19 protein-coding genes and 1 pseudogene are annotated in these 21,304 nt (G+C 64.9%); 6 read left to right on the forward strand and 14 right to left on the reverse strand.

What is annotated here, in order from left to right; all coding sequences use genetic code 11:
• Positions 1 to 50: 50 nt before the first annotated feature.
• The 9 genes from FJ964_RS09205 to FJ964_RS09245 form a co-directional block, all read right to left on the reverse strand.
• The gene (locus FJ964_RS09205; RefSeq protein WP_140550097.1) at positions 51 to 851 is read right to left on the reverse strand and encodes a lysophospholipid acyltransferase family protein; all 801 of its coding nucleotides are present in this window, start codon (positions 849 to 851) and stop codon (positions 51 to 53) included.
• Positions 852 to 872: 21 nt separating this feature from the next.
• The gene (rimI, locus tag FJ964_RS09210; RefSeq protein ID WP_140550098.1) at positions 873 to 1,367 is read right to left on the reverse strand and encodes a ribosomal protein S18-alanine N-acetyltransferase; all 495 of its coding nucleotides are present in this window, start codon (positions 1,365 to 1,367) and stop codon (positions 873 to 875) included.
• Positions 1,367 to 2,044: a tRNA (adenosine(37)-N6)-threonylcarbamoyltransferase complex dimerization subunit type 1 TsaB gene (gene tsaB, locus FJ964_RS09215; RefSeq protein ID WP_140550099.1), complete on the reverse strand. Its 678-nt coding sequence runs from the start codon at positions 2,042 to 2,044 to the stop codon at positions 1,367 to 1,369. The genes rimI and tsaB overlap by 1 nt, the downstream gene beginning before the upstream one ends.
• Positions 2,045 to 2,152: 108 nt before the next feature.
• The gene (locus FJ964_RS09220) at positions 2,153 to 3,259 is read right to left on the reverse strand and encodes a DUF1513 domain-containing protein (RefSeq protein ID WP_140550100.1); all 1,107 of its coding nucleotides are present in this window, start codon (positions 3,257 to 3,259) and stop codon (positions 2,153 to 2,155) included.
• Between the two features lie 2 nt (positions 3,260 to 3,261).
• Positions 3,262 to 4,344 (reverse strand): imelysin family protein, encoded by a 1,083-nt coding sequence (locus tag FJ964_RS09225; protein WP_140550101.1) that lies wholly within the window; start codon positions 4,342 to 4,344, stop codon positions 3,262 to 3,264.
• The gene (locus FJ964_RS09230; RefSeq protein ID WP_140550102.1) at positions 4,344 to 5,942 is read right to left on the reverse strand and encodes a di-heme oxidoredictase family protein; all 1,599 of its coding nucleotides are present in this window, start codon (positions 5,940 to 5,942) and stop codon (positions 4,344 to 4,346) included. The genes FJ964_RS09225 and FJ964_RS09230 overlap by 1 nt, the downstream gene beginning before the upstream one ends.
• A 12-nt stretch (positions 5,943 to 5,954) precedes the next feature.
• Entirely contained in the window at positions 5,955 to 6,440 is a 486-nt protein-coding gene (gene bfr / locus FJ964_RS09235; protein WP_140550103.1) for a bacterioferritin, read from the reverse strand.
• Positions 6,406 to 6,717 (reverse strand): (2Fe-2S)-binding protein, encoded by a 312-nt coding sequence (locus tag FJ964_RS09240; protein WP_140550104.1) that lies wholly within the window; start codon positions 6,715 to 6,717, stop codon positions 6,406 to 6,408. Before FJ964_RS09240 ends, bfr begins: the two co-directional genes overlap by 35 nt.
• Before the next feature lie 104 nt (positions 6,718 to 6,821).
• Positions 6,822 to 8,111 (reverse strand): imelysin family protein, encoded by a 1,290-nt coding sequence (locus tag FJ964_RS09245; protein ID WP_140550105.1) that lies wholly within the window; start codon positions 8,109 to 8,111, stop codon positions 6,822 to 6,824.
• 438 nt (positions 8,112 to 8,549) lie between these two features.
• On the opposite strand from FJ964_RS09245, the gene FJ964_RS09250 reads away from it, so the two are divergent.
• From FJ964_RS09250 to FJ964_RS09260, 3 genes and pseudogenes are all read left to right on the forward strand, one after another.
• On the forward strand, positions 8,550 to 9,803 hold the full coding sequence (locus FJ964_RS09250; RefSeq protein ID WP_140550106.1) for an FAD-dependent oxidoreductase: 1,254 nt from the start codon (positions 8,550 to 8,552) through the stop codon (positions 9,801 to 9,803).
• A 37-nt stretch (positions 9,804 to 9,840) separates the two neighbouring features.
• Positions 9,841 to 10,068: a type II toxin-antitoxin system ParD family antitoxin gene (locus FJ964_RS09255; protein WP_140550107.1), complete on the forward strand. Its 228-nt coding sequence runs from the start codon at positions 9,841 to 9,843 to the stop codon at positions 10,066 to 10,068.
• Positions 10,069 to 10,078: 10 nt separating this feature from the next.
• Positions 10,079 to 10,401 (forward strand): annotated as a pseudogene (locus tag FJ964_RS09260) (type II toxin-antitoxin system RelE/ParE family toxin).
• A 52-nt stretch (positions 10,402 to 10,453) separates the two neighbouring features.
• On the opposite strand, the gene FJ964_RS09265 reads toward FJ964_RS09260, so the two are convergent.
• Positions 10,454 to 11,731: a 4-aminobutyrate--2-oxoglutarate transaminase gene (locus FJ964_RS09265; protein WP_140550108.1), complete on the reverse strand. Its 1,278-nt coding sequence runs from the start codon at positions 11,729 to 11,731 to the stop codon at positions 10,454 to 10,456.
• 466 nt (positions 11,732 to 12,197) lie between these two features.
• Between FJ964_RS09265 and FJ964_RS09270 the strand changes: the two genes are divergently transcribed.
• From FJ964_RS09270 to FJ964_RS09280, 3 genes are read left to right on the forward strand one after another with little or no spacing between them, the layout of a single operon-like run.
• On the forward strand, positions 12,198 to 13,337 hold the full coding sequence (locus FJ964_RS09270; RefSeq protein WP_140550109.1) for an efflux RND transporter periplasmic adaptor subunit: 1,140 nt from the start codon (positions 12,198 to 12,200) through the stop codon (positions 13,335 to 13,337).
• Positions 13,334 to 14,413, forward strand: a complete 1,080-nt coding sequence (locus FJ964_RS09275; protein WP_140550110.1) for an efflux RND transporter periplasmic adaptor subunit — start codon at positions 13,334 to 13,336, stop codon at positions 14,411 to 14,413. The genes FJ964_RS09270 and FJ964_RS09275 overlap by 4 nt, the downstream gene beginning before the upstream one ends.
• Positions 14,410 to 17,511 (forward strand): efflux RND transporter permease subunit, encoded by a 3,102-nt coding sequence (locus tag FJ964_RS09280; protein ID WP_140550111.1) that lies wholly within the window; start codon positions 14,410 to 14,412, stop codon positions 17,509 to 17,511. Before FJ964_RS09275 ends, FJ964_RS09280 begins: the two co-directional genes overlap by 4 nt.
• Positions 17,512 to 17,727: 216 nt before the next feature.
• Here the strand turns inward: FJ964_RS09280 and FJ964_RS09290 are convergent, their stop codons facing one another.
• The 4 genes from FJ964_RS09290 to FJ964_RS09305 are packed head-to-tail and all read right to left on the reverse strand — an operon-like array spanning position 17,728 to position 21,297.
• Positions 17,728 to 18,474 (reverse strand): ABC transporter ATP-binding protein, encoded by a 747-nt coding sequence (locus FJ964_RS09290; RefSeq protein WP_140550112.1) that lies wholly within the window; start codon positions 18,472 to 18,474, stop codon positions 17,728 to 17,730.
• Positions 18,471 to 19,316 carry an ABC transporter ATP-binding protein gene (locus tag FJ964_RS09295; RefSeq protein WP_140550113.1) on the reverse strand — a complete coding sequence of 282 codons (846 nt, stop codon included), beginning with the start codon at positions 19,314 to 19,316 and terminating at the stop codon, positions 18,471 to 18,473. The genes FJ964_RS09290 and FJ964_RS09295 overlap by 4 nt, the downstream gene beginning before the upstream one ends.
• Entirely contained in the window at positions 19,313 to 20,233 is a 921-nt protein-coding gene (gene nikC, locus FJ964_RS09300; RefSeq protein ID WP_140550114.1) for a nickel transporter permease, read from the reverse strand. Before nikC ends, FJ964_RS09295 begins: the two co-directional genes overlap by 4 nt.
• Complete coding sequence (locus FJ964_RS09305) at positions 20,230 to 21,297, reverse strand: ABC transporter permease (protein ID WP_140550115.1); 1,068 nt, start codon at positions 21,295 to 21,297, stop codon at positions 20,230 to 20,232. The genes nikC and FJ964_RS09305 overlap by 4 nt, the downstream gene beginning before the upstream one ends.
• Positions 21,298 to 21,304: the final 7 nt, after the last annotated feature.

Below are 21,304 nucleotides of genomic sequence, written 5' to 3' on the forward strand. Positions count from 1 at the left end.
CGCCTTTCCGTGACAAAAAACAGACGATTCTGCCTGGGGGCCTTCGGGATTCAGCGGCTCGGGCGCGGCGCGGCCAGTGCCGCCTGCATCATTTCGCGCACGCGGCTTTCCATCAGCTTCGCCGTTTCCTTCCGGTTCGACCCCTTGGCGAAGGCAATCGGTTCGCCGAAATGCACCTCGACATCGAGCGCGCCTTCCGCCATCAGCACCTTGAGGTGCGGCATCAGATCCTCGTCGCCGATCCACGCCGCGATCGGCCGGTGCCGGCGGCCGAGCGGCACGCCATGCAGCCGGGTATAGGCGATCGCTACCGGCTGGATGAAGACCTGCTCCGCCGCGCCCTCCGAAATCGCCATCGAGGCGGCGCCGAACAGCGTGCTCTTGAACGGCAGGACGATGTTGCCGTCGCCGGTCGAGCCCTCGGCAAACAGCACCATGGCATCGCCCTTGGCCATGCGGTTGGCGATCTCGCTCGCCTGGTCGCCGGACGAGCGCTTGCGCTCACGCTCGATGAAGACGGTGCGCTGGAGCTTCGACAGCATACCGATCAGCGGCCAGCCTTCCATGTCGGCCCTGGCGATGAACTTCACATCGGCAAAAGAGCCCAGCACCATGATGTCGGTCCAGGAGATGTGATTTGAGGCGATCAGCAAGGGCCGCCGGTCGGACATCGCGCCGTTGACATGGATGCGCATGCCGAGCGCCCTGACGATCAGCCTGTGCCAGATCTTGAGGATGAAGGTTTCCGGCCACCAGCCGGTCTTCATCGACAGGACCTGCAAAGGCACCAGGATCAGCGACCCGGCGACGACCAGCCCTATCGCCAGGAAAACCCTGATTTTTCCGATCATCGCTCCACCCCGAAACCCTGGCTAGCGAAGATCGCGGCGCATGACAAGCGCGCCGGTCGGGCCATGCTCGGGCGACCTGTAATAGTTGGGGCGCTTGCCGACCTCGCGGAACCCGAGACGCCTGTAGAGGGCGATCGCGGCAACATTGGTCTCGTCGACCTCGAGAAAGAGCGCTTCGGCGCGCTGCGCGTGCAGTTCGCGCAGCACCGCGTCCATCAGCTGCCAGCCTAGCCCCTGGCGGCGATGCGACCGCGCCACCGCGACGGTCAGGATCTCGCCCTCGCCGGCCGCCAGCCGGGCCAGCACGAAGCCGACCGGTGGCTTGGCGCCGTGCCCGGTTTCGCGCGCGGCATAGCCGAACACGGTGTCCTGTTCGAGCAAGGCCGCGAACTCGCCATCGGTCCAGGGGCGGACGAAGTCCTCGCGGTGCAGCAGCGAGACCGCCGGACTGTCGGTGGTCCTGAGCGGTTCGAGCGCGTAATCGCGGCGGCGCGGCTGGAGAAAAGGTATGCGCATTATTTCCCTTGCCTGGAAAGTATGAACCCGGCCTGCGGCTTGGCGTCGGCGCCGCGCAGATAAAGAGGTTTCGGCCTCTCGCCCTCGCCCTTGGCGGCCGCCAGGCGGGCATAGGTGAGAATGTCCGCGGTCGCCGTCTCGGGTCCGATGTCGAAGGCGCGTCCGGCGGAGGCCGCGATCCGCGTCGCGGCGGTTCCGGCGAGCACCGAAGACCGCTCGCTCGCCATGGCCACGGCATCCGCCAGCGTGACCACGGCCGGACCGTAAGTCAAAACCGACATTTCATCATAGAGAGCGGCATGGATCTCCTCGCGGCCGGCATCGAGCGCGGCCAGCACGGCGCGGCCGGGAAATGCCCCTGCCGCCTCGGCCGCCAGCGCCTCGAGCGTCGTCACGCCGATTGCAGGCACCTTGAGCGCCAGCGCCAGGCCACGCGCCGTGGAAACCCCGACACGCAGGCCGGTGAAGGAACCGGGGCCGACGGAGACGGCGATGGCGCCAAGGCCCGCATAGGCGGTTGCGCCGGCCTTCAGCGCCCCGGCGATGACCGCCATCAGATGCTCGGCATGGCCCTTGCCGAGATCGAGCACCGCGCGGCCGAGCTCCTGCCCCGCGCCGGCGTCATAGACGCAGGCGGCGCAGAGGTTGGCGGCACAATCGATGGCGAGCACTTTCATGAAACGACCGGTTCGAAAACAATTCCCTGTGCCTGCCACAGCGCGCCACCGCAAGGGGATAGCGCATAATTTGTTAAGCGGCTTCGCTCCGACGCAGCGGGATGATGTCTATGCGGCCGGCTCTATGCGCAACATATGGTTGTCCCAGACATAGTCCGGTTCGGACCGTGTCGCGCCATTGCCCTCGACGATTTCGCCGGCTCCCGTGGTGGCCATGAAACCCGTCCCGTCGGGCGCGACGCCGCAGACCTCGGCCAACGCACTGGTCGCGACCACCTTGCCGCTCGCCGCCTCGATCACCACAAGCGAATTGCCTTCCGGCGAAGAGACGGCGACGGTGCCCGCAGCCGGATTGGCGGCGACGGAACCGATATAGTTGCGGAAGCCGGACAGGACATCCCGCGGCATGTCGAGGAGCTGCAAATCCTTGCCACGCGCCGCGCGGCCGACCAGCAGCGGACGGTCGGTACCGGGTCCCCTGTACTGGCAGCCGAACCAGACGGTGCCGGTCTGGTCGGTGTCCATGTGGCGGATCGACAGCTGGTGCAGCGCCGCCGGCAATTCGTGCTTCTCGACCAGATCGCCGGTGACACGGTCGATGAGCACATAGGATGGCCTCATGGTGGCGATGTTGAGTTCGGCGCGGCCATAATCGGGATGGGTCTCGATGCCGCCATTGGCAACGGCGATCGTCCTGCCGTCGCCCAGGAGCAGAAGCTCGTGGGGTCCCATGCCATAGGTCGGGAATTCACCAAGGCGCTTGAATTTCGCCCGCGCGTCGTAGACGCCGACGACGCCGGCCGCGTTGTCGAAATCGTTCTCGGTGGCATAAAGCAAGGCGCCGTCCGGGGAGAATACGCCATGGCCGAAGAAATGTCGGCCGGTGATGCTGGCGATGGTGAGCGGTTCATCGCGCCCGGCGTGATCGAAGACCACCGCAAAGGTGCCGGGCTGGCGGGCGAAGACCACCGAGCGCTTCGATATGGGATCGAAGGTGACGTCGTGGCCGCGGTCGGGCAAGTCGATCGCGTGCAGGAGCTTGCCGGCCTCGGACAGGATTGCGGCGCCATAGCTGCCGTCGCGCTTGACGAAGGCCGTGGCGAAGACGGCATCGGCGGCAAGCGTGTTTGCCCAAGCCGGCGGCGCCATCGCCGCCACGAAGCCTGCTCCCGCGGCTCTCAGGAAATCGCGACGGTCGATGAGGGAGGTTTTCACGCTCAGTCCCCATCCAGCGAGGAAAACCCGGCGGTCAGGCCGAATTCGGCGGTCAGCCTAGTGCCGAACAGGGTCGACAGGCTGGAGGTGATCAGCGCGAAATGCTCGAGCTTTTCGCGCAGCGCCGGGTCGGCGAGCGCCAGATCGATCGGCCCCTGGACCGACTTCGCGGTAGCGACGCCGTTGACAAGCTGGATATGGATCGATTCCGCCATCCAGCGCGCATCGGCCGGCAGCGCATCGCCGAGCTTCGAGGCCTCGAACAGCCCGTCGATGCCGGCAAGGTTTCCAGCGAGCGAATTGGTGGTGTTTTGCGAACGCCAGTAGATCGCCTGTTTCGGCTTGTCCGCCCCCGGCTTGCCGCCCAGGAAGCCTTTCAGGCGCACGTCGCGAACCATTTCCAGCTCGTTGATGAAGATGCCGACCAGTTCCGTCACCGCTTCCGTGCCGTCGCGATAGAGCGGATTCTGCGGCCCCGGATTGGCCCAGAGCGCCGCAAAGCCGTCCGGCTTGTTCCAGGCGTCGGCGACATCGCCGGCCATGGTTTCGATGTTGCCGGCAACCGCGGCGCCATAGGCGCAGCGATAGGGATCGTCCTTGCCGGCAAGCGCATCGGCGCCGTCACCGTAGAGCACGAACTCCAAGGCGCCGAGCCCCTGCATGGCGACGCTCTTGCCGGAAAGCTGTGCCGGATCGGTGGCGCTCGGGTCTTGGGCGGCCAACGCGGCCTGCACCTGTTTCAGGCCAATGCTTTTGCGATCCGGCCAAAACAGCATTCGCTCCAGCCGGTTGTTTTCCTTGATCGGGCCGAACCCGATGATCTCGGCCGACGACCAGGCATCCACCGTGCGCGAGAATTCGGCGCGTGCCGCATCGAGATCGCCCTTTGATGGTTTTTCGCAAAGCGCGTGCATCGCCTTGTTCAAGCCCGCCGCGCGATCGTGCAGACTGGCATAGGCCGGGCGGACAAAGCCGTCGATTGCCCGCTGGATGACGTCAGTGGCCTTCACCGCCGCCGCCCATGCCGGGGTGGCGCCCAGCAGGGCCAGAGGAAGAAGGATTACCAGCGCGGAACGCTTCAACATCACAGGGACTCCAGGAATTTGACCAAGGCATCGCGGTCGGCCGCATCGGCGGCGGCGAAGCGGTCGCGCGACTTCTGGCCCTCGCCGCCATGCCAAAGAATCGCCTCGACCAGGCTGCGGGCGCGGCCATCGTGCAGATAAAAATTGTTGCCGTTGACCGTTTCGGTGAGGCCTATGCCCCATAGCGGCGGCGTGCGCCATTCGTTGCCCGTCGCCTCGCCCACCGCCTGGCCGTCGGCAAGGCCGGGACCCATGTCGTGCAACAGGAAGTCGGAGTAGGGCCAGACAAGCTGGAAGGCCTGCGCCTTGTTGGGCGCGTCGCGGCGGGTGACGAATTTCGGCGCGTGGCATGAAACGCAGCCGATCTCGTAGAACAACTTCTTGCCGGCGAGCACATCAGGGGCGCCGAGGTCGCGGCGTGCCGGCACGGCCAGGTTCTGCGAATAGAAGGTGACGAGATCCATGACCGGCGCCGGCGCCTCGGCCGGGCCGAGCCGCTCCTGCACGCCGTCCGGCATGGCAAGGCAATCCTTCTCGGCGGCGGTGCAGTCGCCCCAGTGTTTCGGCTCCTCCGGCGTCGAGATGCCGATGTCGCCGGCAAAGGCATCCGCGGCCTGCTGGCGTATCGACGCGGTCTGCGCCTTCCAGCCGAAACGGCCAAGAGTGAGTTCGCCGCTCATGCCGTCGCGCACGATGTTCGGCCTGCCGGAAATGCCGTCGCCGTCCCGGTCGTTCGGATCGGCATGGGCGAGTATATCAGCAGGCGCGATCTGCTCGATGAGGCCGAGCCCGATCATCGGCGGCGTCAGGCGCGGCGAAAGCGTGGTGCGCGGATCGAGCGGGCCGTAGGCCAGATCATCGACCGCGTAAGCGGGTTTGCGCAGCGAAACCACGGTGCCGTCGCCGAGCCCGACCTTTTCCTCGCTGTAATCGACACGCATCCGGCCCTCGCCGCGCAGGCCGGGGACGGCAAGGTCCTGCAGCTGCGAACCGTAGACCGGATCGGGGATGTTGAGCAGTCTGTGGTCGGCAAGCCCAGCCTTCTCCTCCTCGCTGCTCGCCTCGCGCGCCAGCCGCAGGAACATCGACGTGGTGCCAGCCGCGCCCTGCGGCGGGCGGCCGCGGCCGTCCTTCAGATGACAGTTCTGGCAGGCGCGTTCGTTGAACAGCGGTCCAAGCCCGTCGGAGGCCTGCGTCGAGGACGGCGACGACACCCAGTTCTTGCGGAACAGGGCGTTGCCCAGCTTGAAGGTGCCTTCTTCCTCGAAGGTGATGTTGGCCGACGATTGCGAGAAGGAATCGCGGTTGACGTCCTTCTTGGATGTGCCGGCGCCGCCTTGCATCAATTCGAACTGCTCGGGTTTCGAGAAGTCCTTGGTCGGCCTGGTAACGGCGGTGACGCGCGCCTGATCCTTCGGGCTGAGGTCGGTGCGCGTGGCGGCGAAATTGGCGGGCGGCTGCGAGCCGGACCCGCCCGTGGCGAAGGCCAAAAGAATGATGGCGGCAGAACCGGAAAGCACGACGCTTCCCGGTTTTCTGTTTGACGACAGGCCTTTGGCCCGCCGCCAGCGGCGCAGCAATGCTAGGGTGCGCCGCATTCCCGCATGCCCTTACTCCGCCTCGTCCGCCGATGCGGCATTGAGCTGGCCGTATTTTTCCTCGCCGATCGAGGCAAGCAGATCGAGCTGCGTCTCGAGGAAGTCGATGTGCCCCTCCTCGTCGGCCAAGAGCTCCTCGAACAGCTTCATGCTGACATAGTCACCGGCTTCGTTGCAGATCTCACGCGAGCGCTTGTAGGCGGTGCGAGCGTCATACTCGCCGGCAAGGTCGGATTCGAGCACTTCCTTCACGTTCTGTCCGATGCGCAGCGGCGCCACGGACTGCAGATTGGGATGGCCTTCCAGGAAGATGATACGGGCCACGAGCTTGTCGGCATGGTGCATCTCCTCGATCGATTCGGCGCGTTCCTTCTTGGCGAGCTTGGCGTATCCCCAATCCTCCAGCAGACGGAAATGCACCCAATACTGATTGACGGCACCAAGCTCCAGGAACAGAGCCTCGTTAAGCCGCTCGATGATCTGTGGTTCGCCTTTCATGGGTTCTGCTCCCGTATTGGACGCGCAGGCCTCTGACGCGATCCAGATGTGAAACGATGTCAACGCCGCTCGCCTCCGAGCGGGCGTGGTATTTCTCGGTGACCCGAATGATCGTTTCGACCACATTTGGGAAGCAGCCGCAACAGCGACCGCGCTTGTGCATGGCGTGATAGACTTTTGCCGGCACGATGAGTTGCCAGGGATCCTGGTCCAGCAGCCCGACGATCGTCTGCTCAATCTCCTTCTCGGTGATGATGTTGCAATGGCAGATCAGCATAAACTTGCTCGGATGGCTGACGGCGCCTCCCGCGCCGTGTGGCTTGGCTCTATCTTCCCCGGGCGAAGCCGTGTGACCCCGGCCCGGGCTTCCAGCTTCGACGCTTACTGGAACACCTTGTCCGGCGCGTCGAGGCTGTCTGAACCCTCAAAGGCGATGGCGTTGAGCTTCAGCGCGCCGACGGCGCGTTCGACCGATTTGGTCTGGTCGATCAGTGCGTCGATTGCCGCCTGCACCGTGGCGTTGCCCTCGGTGTTGCCTTCGGCGATCTGCTGATCGTAAGCCTCGCCGCCTTCGGCGCGGGCCTTGATCGCCTCCATCTTGGCGACGGTGACATCGAGCTTGTCAGACAGTTCCTTGTCGATGGCCGGATCGGCCGCCTTGACCATGTCCGCCACCGACGGCCCTGAAACGACGGTGCCGTCCAGCCTGGTGTAGCTGGCGTGATAGGCGGCGCGGATGCCGACGGCGTCATAGAGATGGGAATTGTAGGTGTTGTCGGAGAAGCAGTCATGCTCCTCTTCCGGATCGTGCAGCAGCAGGCCGAGCTTCATGCGCTCGCCGGCGAGTTCTCCGTAGGAGAGCGAGCCCATACCGGTGAAGATGGCCGAAATGGCGGCGTTCGGCTCGCCGTCGACCAGGTTCTTGCGCGCAGCGCCGCCTTCCTTCCAGTCGCCGACCATCTCCTGGAGGTCGGACACCAAAAGGGTGCTTGCGGACTTCAGATATTCCGCGCGGCGGTCGCAATTGCCGCCGGTGCAGTTCTTGAGATCATAATCGGTGTAGGGGCGCTCGCCGGCGCCCGGTCCGGTGCCGTGCAGGTCCTGGCCCCAGAGCAGGAACTCGATGGCATGGTAGCCGGTGGCGACATTGGCCTCCACGCCGCCCGCCTCCTGCAGCGTGCCGGCGAGGAATTCCGGCGAAAGCTTCGAGGCGTCGACCTTCTTGCCGTTGATCTCGATCTCCTTGTTGGCGATCACATTGGCCGTATAGAGCGAATTCGCGTCGGATTCGGTGCCGTAGCTCTTGGCGACATAATCGATCAGGCCTTCGTCCAGCGGCCAGGAATTCACCTTGCCTTCCCAGTCGTCGACAATCTTGTTGCCGAAGCGGTAGACCTCGGTCTGCTGGTAAGGAACGCGCGATGCCTTCCAGGCCTCGCGGGCGGCATTGAGCGTCTCGGCCGAAGGCTTGGCCAACAAGGTGTCGACCGCCTTGTCGAGCGCCTGCGCGGTGGTCAGCGAATCCTCGTATTTGGCAAGCGCGATGTCGGCATAGGTCTTGATGACCGCCTTGGGATCGTTCTCGGCCTTGGCCGGCAGCACGAACACCGCCGCCGTCAGCAGGGCCGTGGCACCGATCGCCGCAAGCCTGCTGCCATGTCGTGCCGTCATTATCGCTCTCCAGTTTTTCGGGAATCTTGTGAACGGCGCGCGCGACAACCGGCGCCAGGCCATGTGCAGGCCGTCATTCGCGGGGTATGCCGCGCTGTCGCGCGGGTCGAAGAAGAAAGACACCAAAATGCCTCCAATCGAAAGGGTTCAAGGCCCAGACATCAAAGGGATGCGCCGATGCGCGAGGCTCCATAAAGCTTCAGGACCGATGGAAGTCAACGAAAATCGACAGGAAAACTCAATCGAAACAACAGTTTAGAATTATTCTAAACTGCGATAGTCAACTTTAGCCGCCTGCACCGTGTACCGAGTTCGTCACCGAACTGTCCGATTGACAGCCGCCGTTCCGGGTGCGACCCGCAAATGCCTCCTTGCGGCGGCGCCAGACAATTGCCACGTGGCGAGACACCCTAAAATCAAGCTTGGGATCGGAATGCGATGAAGAACGGCGTGGTCATTGTCGGTGCGGGACATGCGGGCGTGCAGGCGGCGGCAAGCCTGCGCGAGGAGGGTTATGAGGGGCCGGTGGTCCTCGTCGGCGACGAGAACGAACTGCCCTATCACAAGCCGCCGCTGTCGAAGACCTTCATCAAGGATGCCGAGGCCAAGCCGCAACCCTTGCGTGGCGAGGCATTTTACACCGGCAACGCCGTCGACTACCGGCCGGGCGTTCGGATCGACCGCATCGATGCCGGCAGCCGCCGTTTGGAAATATCAGGCGGCGGCGAATTTGCCTTCGATCATCTGATCCTCGCCACCGGCTCGCGCCCGCGCCTCCTGCCGCTGCCGGGCGCGGATCTGTCCGGCGTGGTGTCGTTGCGCTCGCTGGAGGACGCCCGCCTGATCCGGGACTTGAGCGCACGGAGTGAAGACGTCGTCATCCTCGGCGGCGGCTTCATCGGGCTGGAGATTGCGGCGACGCTGCGGGCGGCCGGCCGCACCGTCACGGTCGTGGAAGCGGTCGACCGGCTGCTTGGCCGCGCCGTGGCGCCGGTCGTGGCGAGCCATGTCCGCCAACGGCTGGAGGCTATCGGCGTGCACATTCTCACCGGCACCACGATCGCAAGGCTCGAAGGCGAAAACGGCCATATCACTGCCGCGATCACCTCGTCAGGCGAAAGGCTGCCGGCGCGCATGGTCGTCGTCGGCATCGGCGCCGTGCCCAATGTCGAACTGGCCGGGGAAGCCGGCCTCACCATCGCCAACGGCATTCGCGTCGACCACCAGATGCGCAGCTCGGTGCCGGAAATCCTCGCCATCGGCGACGCCGCCTCCTATCGGCATTGGTTCACCGGCGGCGACGTGCGGCTGGAATCGGTACAGAACGCCACCGACCAGGCGCGGCTTGCCGCGCGCACCATCACTGGCCACGCCGACGCCTATTCGGCCGTGCCCTGGTTCTGGTCCGACATCGGCGACATGAAGCTGCAGATGGTCGGCCTGACATCCGGCGGCGACAGCCATGTCGTGCTGGGCGATCTCGCCGACAACAAGTTCTCGATCTACCACTATGCCGCAGACAGGTTGCTCGGCATCGAATCCGTCAACCGCCCCGGCGATCATATGCTCGGCCGCAAGATGCTCGGCGCCGGCTTCTCGCCGACGCCTCAGATGGTTGCGGCGGGACCCGACGGACTGAAGGCGGCGCTGGCCGCGTTTCAGAACATGGAGCCAACCAGGGCCAGTGCATAGGATTGCCAATTTTTGCCATTCCCCATAGAATGCCTGAATGAGCACCATGAATATCTCGCTGCCAGACAGCTTGAAGCATTTCGTCGATCAGCAAGTAACGGATCGCGGCTATGGCACAAGCAGCGAGTATGTGCGTGAATTGATCCGCCACGATCAGGACCGCCAACGCCTGCGCGGCCTGCTCCTTGAAGGCGCATCCGAGCCGGGTGTTCCCGTTGACGACAGCTATTTTGCCGCGCTGCGGAAGCGGGCGCAGGGTCAGTAAATAGGTCGCTATAAAGACAGTTGTTCCTCGAAAACTAGCTCTGCGGGATATCGAGGACGCTATCGACTACTATGTGAGCGAAGTTGGTTCGCATGTGGCATTGGGCTACGTCGAGGAGCTTCAAAACGCCTATAAATTGATAGCGAACCATCCAGCATCCGGCTCTCTCAGGTATGCCTACGAACTTGGACTGCCCGGTCTGCGCCGTGTGTGAAGCTTAAGCGCTATCCATATCTGATTTTCTATGTTGAGCAGCCCGACACTGTCGATGTGTGGCGAGTGCTGTATGCCAAGCGGGACATTCCAGCCTGGCTTCAAAATCCGAGCTCCTGACCGCGCGTCCACCCGCTTCGGCATGGGCCGTCAGGAAACTGGCGCCGCCTTTTCAGGCGGCGCGGACTTCGCGGATCGAGCTTTCCAGAATGTCGAGCGCCTCGTTCATGATGCCGTCCTGAATGGTGAGCGGCGCCAGGAAGCGGATGACGTTGCCGTGGACGCCGCAGGTGAGCAGGATCAGCCCCTTGTCGAGCGCCTTCAGCCTGACAGCATTGGCCATCTCCGCCGATGGCAAGCCCTTCCTGACGTCGTTGAACTCGACCGCATTCATGAAACCGGGGCCACGGATGTCGACGATTTCCGGGACGTCGTCGCGGATCGAGCCCAGACGCTGCTTCAGCCTGGCGCCGAGCGAATTGGCGCGGTCGCACAATTTCTCTTCCTCGATCACGTCAAGCACCGCGTGCGCGGCGGCAACGCCGATCGGGCTGCCGCCATAGGTTCCGCCCAGCCCGCCGGGGCCAGGCGCATCCATGATCTCGGCGCGGCCGGTGACCGCCGCCAGCGGAAAGCCGCCGGCCAGGCCCTTGGCCATGGTGGTGATGTCGGCAGTCACCTCATGATGCTCCATAGCGAACATCTTGCCGGTGCGCGCGAAGCCGGTCTGCACCTCGTCGGCAACGAGCAGGATGCCGTGCTGATCGCAGATCTTGCGCAGCGCGGTCATGAAATCGCGCGGCGCTTCATAGAAACCGCCCTCGCCCTGCACCGGCTCGACGATGATGGCCGCGACCCTGGCCGGATCGACGTCGGCCTTGAACAGTCGATCGAGCGCGGCAAGCGAATCGGCCACCGACACGCCGTGCAGCGGCACCGGGAACGGCGCGTGGAAGACGTCGGCCGGCATGGCGCCGAAGCCGACCTTGTAGGGCACGACCTTGCCGGTCAGCGCCATGCCCATGAAGGTGCGGCCATGGAAGCCGCCGGCAAAGGCGATGACGGCCTGGCGGCCGGTGGCATTGCGGGCGATCTTGATGACGTTCTCGACCGCCTCCGCGCCGGTGGTGACGAAGATCGTCTTCTTCTCGAACTTGCCCGGAAGAAGGCCGTTCAGCCGTTCGGCCAGCCTTACATAGCTCTCATAGGGCACCACCTGGTGGCAGGTGTGGGTGAAGCGGTCGAGCTGCGCCTTGACCGCCTCGATGACCTTGGGGTGGCGGTGGCCGGTGTTGACGACGGCGATGCCGGAGGAGAAATCGATATAGCGGCGGCCCTCGACATCCCAGATCTCCGAGTTCTCGGCCCGGTCGGCATAGATCTGGGTGGTCATGCCTACGCCGCGCGAGATCGACTGGCTCTTGCGTTCGGAAATGGCTGAGTTCTTCATGATGTCCCTCATGGGCCGGCGCCCGTTCTGCTTGATCAGATGTCTTCTGGGCTTATTTCATGATTTCCTCAAGTCGGCACCGCCGGCAGGCGATTGGGCCTGAGGTATCGCGCCTGACCAGCCGGCGATACCTGTACCAGGGCAACGGACCGCGTAACGGGTTCGGAGCCTTCGCGGCGCGCTATAGAGGAGCATTGAACGGAAAAACCCGCCTGTGCGGCGGGTCCCTTGGCGCAACTAAGCACCATAACCCAATATCTACCATAGTTGCCTTCACCCAGTCAAGAAAAAATTCCTATTATCAGAAACCGGCACAGCGGGATTGGCCGTCGTCAGGCCTTTGTCGGTCCGAAATTCGGAGCCCTGATCCGTGTGCGAGACCGGTTTTCTTTTTCGGGAGATCGACTATCGTGCCGGGATCCGCGAGGCATCGCGATCGGCGAGCTGCCCGCGGCCGAGGGAGCCCATGAGCAGGAACGCGACATCGTCCGTCTCGCCGCCATCGGCCAAACCTTCCAATTTTTTGACCTTTCCCATCGGCGCGGCGCTTTTCACTTGCATCGCCGCCCTGCTTTTGGCCGGCTGTCAAAAACAGGAAGCGGCCGAGAAAAAACTGCCGATCATGGTGCGCACCGAGACCGTGGCGATGGCCGACTATGCGCCGAGAACCTCGCTGACTGGGGTGATCGCGGCGCGCACGCTGAACAATTTGTCGTTCCGGGTCGGCGGCCGCGTCGCCGAACGGCTTGCCGATGTCGGCCAGCATGTCGACAAAGGCGCGGTGCTTGCCCGCATCGACCCGCAGGAACAGGAATCCGATCTGCGCTCGGCGCAGGCCGATCTCGACGCGGCGCAAGCGCAGTTGACCCAGTCCGCCGCCGCCTTCGGGCGGCAAAAGACGCTGCTTGCTCAGGGTTACACCACCAGGCGCGACTATGACGCCGCCGACCAGGCATTGAAGGTGGCGCAAGGCAGCCTCGACGCAGCGCAGAGCGCGTTCGCCAATGCCAAGCAGAACCTGTCCTTCACCGAACTCAAGGCAAGCGCCGCGGGCGTCATTACCGCCCGCCAGGTCGAAACCGGCCAGGTGGTGCAGGCTGCGCAGACCGTCTTCACCGTCGCCGAGGACGGCGACCGAGACGCGGTGTTCAACGTCCAGGAGACGCTGGTCGCCAGGACGCCGACGTCGCCGGCGGTGACGATCACGCTCCTGTCCGATCCGCAGATCAGGGCAACGGGCAAGGTGCGCGAAATCTCGCCGGCGGTCGATCCGGCGTCGGGCTCGATCCGGGTCAAGGTCGGCATTGCCGATACGCCCGCCGGCATGCCGCTGGGCGCCGCCGTTATCGGCTCGGTCAGCGCAAAACCGGCGAAGGCGATCCTGCTGCCCTGGCAGGCACTAATGTCCAGCGCCGGCAAGCCGGCGGTCTGGATCGTCGATCCCTCGACCGGGACGGTGACGATGGCGCCGGTCGAGGTGCTGGCTTTCAATTCCGGCACCGTCGTCATCGCCAGGGGACTGGAGGAGGGCCAAAGCGTCGTCACCGCGGGCGGACAGCTGCTCAGTGCGGGCCAGGCAATCGAGATATCGGGAGCGGGCCAATGAGCCGGCTGCCGCGCCTCCTGCTTGGCGTGATCGCGCTTGGCGCGCTCGCCGCCTGCTCGAAATCGGAGGAGAAGCCGCCGGAGATCATCCGGCCGGTGCTGTCGGTGGTGGTCGAGCCGCGCACGACGCAGGTCTTCGGCTTCGCCGGATCGGTCGAGCCGCAGGTCAGCGCCGATCTCGCCTTTCGCCTGCTCGGCCGGGTCGTGTCCCGCGACGTCAATGTCGGCGACATCGTCAGCAAGGGCACGACGATCGCGGCACTGGATCCGACCGCCTTGGAGCTGTCCGTCCAGGCGGCCAAGGCCGAGCTCTCCAATGCCGAGGCACAGTTTGCCAACGCCGCCGCCAGCGAGGAGCGCCAGCGCCAATTGCTTGCCACCGCCAACACCACACAAGCCGTCTTCGATGCCGCGCAGCAGGCGAGGAAGGCGGCCGAGGCCAGTGTCGAGCGGGCCAAGGCCTCGCTGGCCAAATCGCAGGAGCAGCTCGGCTATGCCAGGCTGTTCTCCGATTTCGACGGCGTCGTCACCGCTGTCGGCGCCGAGGTCGGCCAGACGGTCTCCCCCGGCCAGACGGTCGTCACCGTGGCGCGCTCGGACCCGCGCGAAGCGGTGGTCGATATTCCAGACCAGTTGACCGGCGATCTCACGGCCGGCACGCCGTTCCAGGTCATCCTGCAATCGTTGCCGACGATCCGGACCGAGGCCAAGCTGCGCGAGATCGCGCCGCAGGCCGAGGGTTCGACGCGCACGCGACGCGTGCGGCTGACGCTCACGGATCCGCCGCAGGCCTTCCGGCTCGGCTCGACCGTGACGGCAACGCGCATGACCACGGTGGAGCCGACGATCGAACTGCCGCTCTCGGCGCTGCTCCAGAGGAACGGCTCCGACAGGGTGTGGATCGTCGATGCGCAGACGTCGAGCGTGAGCACGCGCGAGATCAAGGTTGCCTCCAGAAACGGCGGAACCTTCACGGTGGCTCAGGGACTGGAAGCGGGAATGCGCGTCGTCACCGCCGGCGTCCACAGCCTGACCGAAGGCCAGAAGGTCAAACTGCCCGCGGGAGGCGCCTCGTGAAGGGCTTCAACCTCTCCGACTGGGCGCTCAACCACCGCTCGATGGTCTGGTATTTCATGCTGGTCTTCGTTGCGGCCGGCATCTTCTCCTATCTCAACCTCGGCCGTGAGGAAGACCCCGCCTTCACCATCAAGACCATGATCATCCAGGCCAATTGGCCCGGCGCTTCGGTCAAGGAGACGGTGCAGCAGGTGACCGACCGCATCGAGAAGAAGCTCGAGGAACTCGACAGCCTGGACTACACGAAATCCATCACCACAGCCGGCCAGACCGTCATCTTCGTCAACCTGAAGGACACCACCAAGGCGCGCGATGTCGTGCCGAACTGGATTCAGGTGCGCAACATGGTCAACGATATCAAGGCGCAGTTCCCGCAAGGCGTCCAGGGACCGTTCTTCAACGACCGCTTCGGCGACGTCTACGGCAACATCTACGCCTTCACCTCGGACGGGCTGACGCCGCGCCAGCTTCGCGACTATGTCGAGGATGTCAGGACAAGAATCCTGACCGTGCCGAATGCCGGCAAGGTGGATCTGGTCGGTGCCCAGGACGAGGCGATCTACCTTGAATTCTCGACCCGGCAGATCGCGGCGCTCGGCCTCAACCAGCAGGCGATCGTGGCCAGCCTGCAGGCGCAGAACGCGATCACCCCGTCCGGCGTCATCCAGTCCGGCCCGGAACGCATCAGCGTGCGCGTCGGCGGCCAGTTCACCTCCGAAGACAGCCTGCGCGCCATCAACCTTCGCGTCAACGACCGCTTCTTCCGGCTGAGCGACGTGGCGACGATCACGCGCGGCTATGTCGATCCGCCAACGGCACTGTTCCGCTTCAACGGCCAGGACGCGATCGGGCTCGCCATCGGCATGAAGCCCAACGCCAACCTGCTCAAATTCGGCGAGGCGCTGCATGAGGCGATGAACAAGGTGCTGGCCGACCTGCCGGTAGGCGTCGGCGTGCATCTGGTCGCCGACCAGCCGGTCATCGTCGAGGAGGCGGTCTCGGGCTTCACGCGTGCCTTGTTCGAGGCGGTGGCCATCGTGCTGGCCGTGTCCTTCATCAGTCTCGGCATGCGCGCCGGCTTCGTCGTCGCGCTGTCGATCCCGCTGGTGCTGGCCATCACCTTCACGGTCATGGCCTATCTCGGCATTTCGTTGCAGCGCATCTCGCTCGGAGCGCTGATCATCGCGCTCGGGCTTCTGGTCGACGACGCCATGATCGCGGTCGAGATGATGGTGGCGCGGCTGGAGGTCGGCGACAGTCTGCGCAAGGCGGCGACCTATGTCTACACATCGACCGCATTCCCGATGCTGACCGGCACGCTGGTGACGGTTGCCGGCTTCATCCCGATCGGGCTCAACAACAGCGCCGCAGGCGAATACACCTTCACCCTGTTCGTGGTCATCGCCGTGTCGCTGCTGGTGTCGTGGATCGTGGCGGTGCTGTTCGCGCCGCTGCTCGGCGTCACCATCCTGCCGGCGACGATGAAGACGAAGCACCACGACCAGCCGGGCCGTTTCACCTCGCTGTTCCGGCGTGTCCTCGTCGGCTCGGTGCGCCATCACTGGCTGACCATCATCGCCACGGTGCTGTTGTTTGCCGCCTCGATCGCCGGCTTCGGCCTGGTGCAGCAGCAATTCTTCCCGCCTTCGGACCGGCCGGAGCTGATCGTCGACTGGAACCTGCCGCAGAATTCCTCGATCGCCGACACGCGCGAGCAGATGGAGCGGTTCGAGCAGCGGGCGCTGGTCGGCAATCCCGACATCGACCATTTCTCGTCCTATATCGGCCAGGGCGCGGTGCGGTTCGTGCTCGCCTATGACGTGCAACCGGCCAATCCCTATTTCGGCCAGACGGTCATCGTCACCAAGAGCATCGAGGCGCGCAACCGGGTGAAGCCGGCGCTGGAAAAGCTGCTGCGCGAGGAATTCGTCGGTACCGACGCCTTCGTGAAGCTGCTCGAACTCGGACCGCCTGTCGGCCGCCCTGTGCAGTACCGCGTCGGCGGGTCCGACATCCAGACCGTGCGCTCGCTGGCGCAGCAATTCGCCGGCGTGATTTCCGCCAATCCCAAACTCGCCGCGCCGACCTTCGACTGGAACGAGCCGCAGCGCGTGCTCAGGGTCGACGTGCTGCAGGACAAGGCGCGGCAGCTCGGCATCACCTCCTCCGACATCGCCAGCGCGCTCAACAGCACCGTCGGCGGCGCCACCATCACGCAAGTGCGCGACGCCACCTACCTGATCAACGTGGTGGCGCGCTCGCGCGAGGCCGAACGCGGTTCGATCGAGACGTTGCGGAACATGCAACTGCCGACCAGCACCGGCGAGGCCATCCCGCTCGCGGCGGTGGCCAACTTCCGCTACGAGCTCGAACAGCCGACGGTGTGGCGACGCGACCGCATCCCGACCATCACGGTGCGGGCCGGCCTGGTCGGCGACGTTCTGCCGGCAACGGTGGTCAGCGAATTGAAGCCTTCGGTCGATGCCTTCATCGCCAAGCTGCCGCCGGGCTATTCGATCGAGACCGCCGGCTCCGTTGAGGAAAGCGCCAAGAGCCAGGGGCCGATCGCGGCCGTCGTGCCGCTGATGCTGTTTGTGATGGCAACCATCCTGATGGTGCAGCTGCAGAGCTTCCAGCGCCTGTTCCTGGTCGTTGCGGTGGCGCCGCTCGGGCTGATCGGCGTGGTGGCGGCCCTGGTGCCCAGCGGGGCACCGCTCGGCTTCGTCGCCATTCTCGGCGTCCTGGCGCTGATCGGCATCCTGATCCGCAACTCGGTCATCCTGATCGTGCAGATCGAGGACCTTGTCGCAGAGGGCAAGGACCGCTGGGCCGCCGTCATCGAAGCGACGGAACACCGCATGCGGCCGATTGCGCTGACGGCCGCCGCCGCCAGCCTGGCGCTGATCCCGATCGCGCGCGAAGTGTTCTGGGGACCGATGGCCTACGCGATGATGGGTGGCATCATCGCGGGTACTGCGATCACGCTGCTGTTCCTGCCGGCGCTTTATGTGACGTGGTTCCGGATCAAGGAGCCGAAGCGAGGGCAGGAAAGCACTGCGCCGGCCGATGATGCCATCCCGGAAAGCGGCAGGCCCTGAAGACAAGTTGCGATCAGCGTCGCGTTCCGTGCACCCCCCTCTGGCCTGCCGGCCATCTCCCCCTCAAGGGGGGAGATTGGCGGCTTCGGCGCCACGCTCAATCATGCCACGGTGGTGATTGGCGAAAGCCGCAATGACTGCCGATCTCCCCCCTTGTGGGGGAGATGGCCGGCAGGCCAGAGGGGGGCGCACGGGACGCGACGTTTGAAAGTTCCGCTACACTCTCACAAACCCCTCGGATGCCCTCAGCAGATTGCGCGTATAATCCTTTGTCACACGCCGTTCTACAAGATCGCCAGCCGCCAGATTCTCCACTGCCTCGCCGCCCTGCATCACCATCAGCCGCTCGCACATATGGGTGATGATGGCGAGGTCGTGACTGACCATCAGGAAGGTCAGCTTGCGCCGCCGGCGGACCTCCTCAAGCAGGTTGAGCACCTCGGCCTGCACGGAGGCATCGAGCGCCGAAGTCGGCTCGTCGAGCAGCAGGACCGAAGGTTCGAGGATGAGCGCGCGCGCGATCGCCACGCGCTGGCGCTGGCCGCCGGACAATTGATGCGAGTAGCGGAAGCGGAAGCCGTTGCCGAGGCCGACCTCGTCCAGCGCCCGCTGGATGCGCTTTTCGCCGTCGCCAAAGCCATGGATGGCGAGCGGCTCCTGCAGCAGGCGGTCGATGGTCTGGCGCGGGTGCAGCGAACCGTACGGATCCTGGAAGACCATCTGCACTTCGCGGTAAAAGGCCTTGTCGCGACGCGCGCCGAGCTTCTTGCCATTGACCGTGATGCTGCCCGAAGCGACCGGCGCAAGGCCGGCGATCGCCCTGAGCAGCGTCGATTTGCCGGAACCGGATTCGCCGACAAGGCCGAAGGATTCGCCCGGCTGCACGTCCAGGCTGACGCCCTTCAGCGCGCGAAAGCGGTCGAAGACGACCTCCAGCCCGTCGACGGCGATTGCTGACGTCATGCCGCCCACTCCGGCTTGCGGTCGAGCACCGGCAGCGGGTGACGATCGGCGCCGATCTTGGGCATGCAGTTGAGCAGGCCGCGCGTGTAGGGATGCTGGGCGCGGCCGAGTTCGGAGGCCTTGAGCTGCTCCACCACCTTGCCGGCATACATGACGATGACGCGGTCGCAGAAGGACGAGACCAGGCGCAGATCGTGGGAAATGAAGATCAGCCCCATGCCGCGCTCGGCTACCAGCCGGTCGAGAATGCCGAGCACGTCGAGTTGCACGGTGACGTCGAGCGCCGAGGTCGGCTCGTCGGCGATCATCATTTCCGGCCCGGCGATCAGCATCATGGCGATCATGGCGCGCTGGCCCATGCCGCCGGAGACCTCGTGCGGATGCAGGTCGAAGACACGCCCGGGGTCGCGGATCTGCACCGCCTCCAGCATGGCCAGCGCCCTCTCCCGCGCCTCGGCCTTGGAGACCTTCTCATGCGTGCGCAGCGTCTCGACGATCTGGCGGCCGATGCTCATCACCGGGTCGAGCGAATATTTCGGATCCTGCAGGATCATGGCGATGCGATTGCCCCGCAGCGCGCGGCGCTCGCGCGCCGAGACGCCGAGCAGGTCGATGCCGTCGAAGGCCAATTTTTTGGCTGATATCCGCGCCTGTGGCGGCGTCAGCCCCATGATGGCGCGGCCGGTCTGCGACTTGCCCGAGCCGCTCTCGCCGACAATGCCGAGCCGCTCGCGGCCGAGCGAGAAAGAGATGCCGCGCACTGCCTCGATCAGCCCGGTGCGCGTCGGGAAGGTGACGCGCAGATCCTCGACTTCGAGCAGCGTCTTGCTATTAGCGTTCACTGGTCACCGCTCCGCGGGTCGAGCGCGTCGCGCAGGCCGTCGCCAAGCAGGTTGAAGCCGAGGCTGACGATGAGGATGGCGAAGCCCGGCGCGCCGGCCACCCACCATTGGTCGAGCACGAAACGGCGGCCCGAAGCGATCATCGTGCCCCATTCGGGCAGCGGCGGCTGCGCGCCGAGCCCGAGGAAGCCGAGGCCGGCGGCGGTGAGGATGATGCCGGCCATGTCGAGCGTCACGCGGATGATCAGCGAGGAGATGCAGAGCGGCATGATGTGGCGCAGAACGATGCGGAAGGGAGAGGCGCCCATCAGTTCCACCGCCTTGATGTAATCGGAATTGCGCACGGTCAGCGTTTCGGCACGCGCGATGCGGGCATAGGGCGGCCAGGAGGTGATGGCGATGGCGAGCACCGCGTTCTCGATGCCTGGGCCGAGGGCCGCGACGAACGCCAGCGCCAGGATCAGCTTGGGAAAAGCGAGGAAGATGTCGGTGATGCGCATCAGTATGGCATCGGTCCAGCCGCCGGCATAGCCGGCGACCGTGCCGACCACGAGGCCAATGGGGGCGGCGATGATGGCGACCAGGATGACGACATAGAGCGTCCAGCGCGAACCGTAGAGGATGCGCGAGAGTATATCGCGGCCGAGATCGTCGGTGCCGAACCAGTGCTCAGCGCTTGGCGCCAGCAGGCGCGCGTTCTTCAGATCGCCGAAGGTCGGCGAATAAGGCGCCAGCACCCCGGCAAGGGCGGCAATGACCAGCAGCGCGATGATGATGAGCAGGCCGAGAAAGGCCAGCCGGTTGGCGGAGAAACGCCGCCACGCGACATAGGCGCGGCCGAGCCTTGCCTGCATGCGCGAGGCCGGCCGCTCGCTGAGCAGCCAGTCGCGGCGGCTCTGGATCGCCTCGGCGCTCATGCGGATTTCGTCCTCGGGTCGAGCACGCGGTAAAGCAGGTCGGAGAGGAGATTGATGGCTATGAACACCGAGCCGATGACGATGGTGCCGCCGAGCACAGCGTTCATGTCGGCATTCTGCAGCGAATTGGTGATGTAGAGGCCGATGCCAGGCCAGGAGAAGACCGTCTCGGTCAACACCGAGCCTTCCAGCAGCCCGGCATAGGAGAGCGCGATCACGGTCACCATCGGCACGGCGGCATTGCGCAATGCATGAGCCCAGATGATGCGGGTTTCCGACAGGCCCTTGGCGCGCGCGGCGACGATGTATTCCTGGGTAAGTTCGTTGAGCATGAAGGAGCGCGTCATTCGGCTGATATAGGCAAGCGAGAAATAGCCGAGCAACGAGGCCGGCAGGATGATGTGGCGGAAGGCATCCCAGAAGACGTCCCACTGCCCCTGCATCGCCGAGTCGAGAAGGTAGAAACCAGTGATCGGCGTGAAGGTGTATTCGTAGACGACGTCGAGCCGCGCCGGGAAAGCCACCCATTGCAGCTTGGCGTAGAACAGGACGAGCCCGAGCAGGCCAAGCCAGAAGATCGGCACGGAATAGCCGATCAGGCCGATGACGCGCACGACCTGGTCGATGATGCTGCCGCGCCTGACGGCAGCCAGCACACCCAGCGGCACGCCGAACAATGCGCCGATCAGCGTGCCCAACGTCGCCAGTTCCGTCGTTGCCGGAAGGGCGCGGCGGATGTCGGTCATGACCGGATTGGTGGTCAGCACCGAGGTGCCGAAATCACCATTGAGGGCATTTTTGACATAAATGTAGAACTGCTCGACCAGCGGCAGGTCGAGACCCATCTCGCGGCGCGTGCGTTCCACGACATTGGCCGGCGCCCGGTCGCCGAGCACGGCCAATACCGGGTCGATGGGAATGACGCGGCCGATGAAAAAGGTCACCGCGAGCAGACCGAGATAGGTCGTGATCGCGATCACCAGGAAGCGGCCGATCGATGAGAAAATGGCGACGGCACGGGCGCTGCCGCGCCCTGCCGCCGCCTGATTTTCAGCTACGCTCATCCGCCGG

The sequence above is a fragment of the Mesorhizobium sp. B2-3-2 genome (assembly GCF_006442295.1).
Classification (GTDB): domain Bacteria; phylum Pseudomonadota; class Alphaproteobacteria; order Rhizobiales; family Rhizobiaceae; genus Mesorhizobium.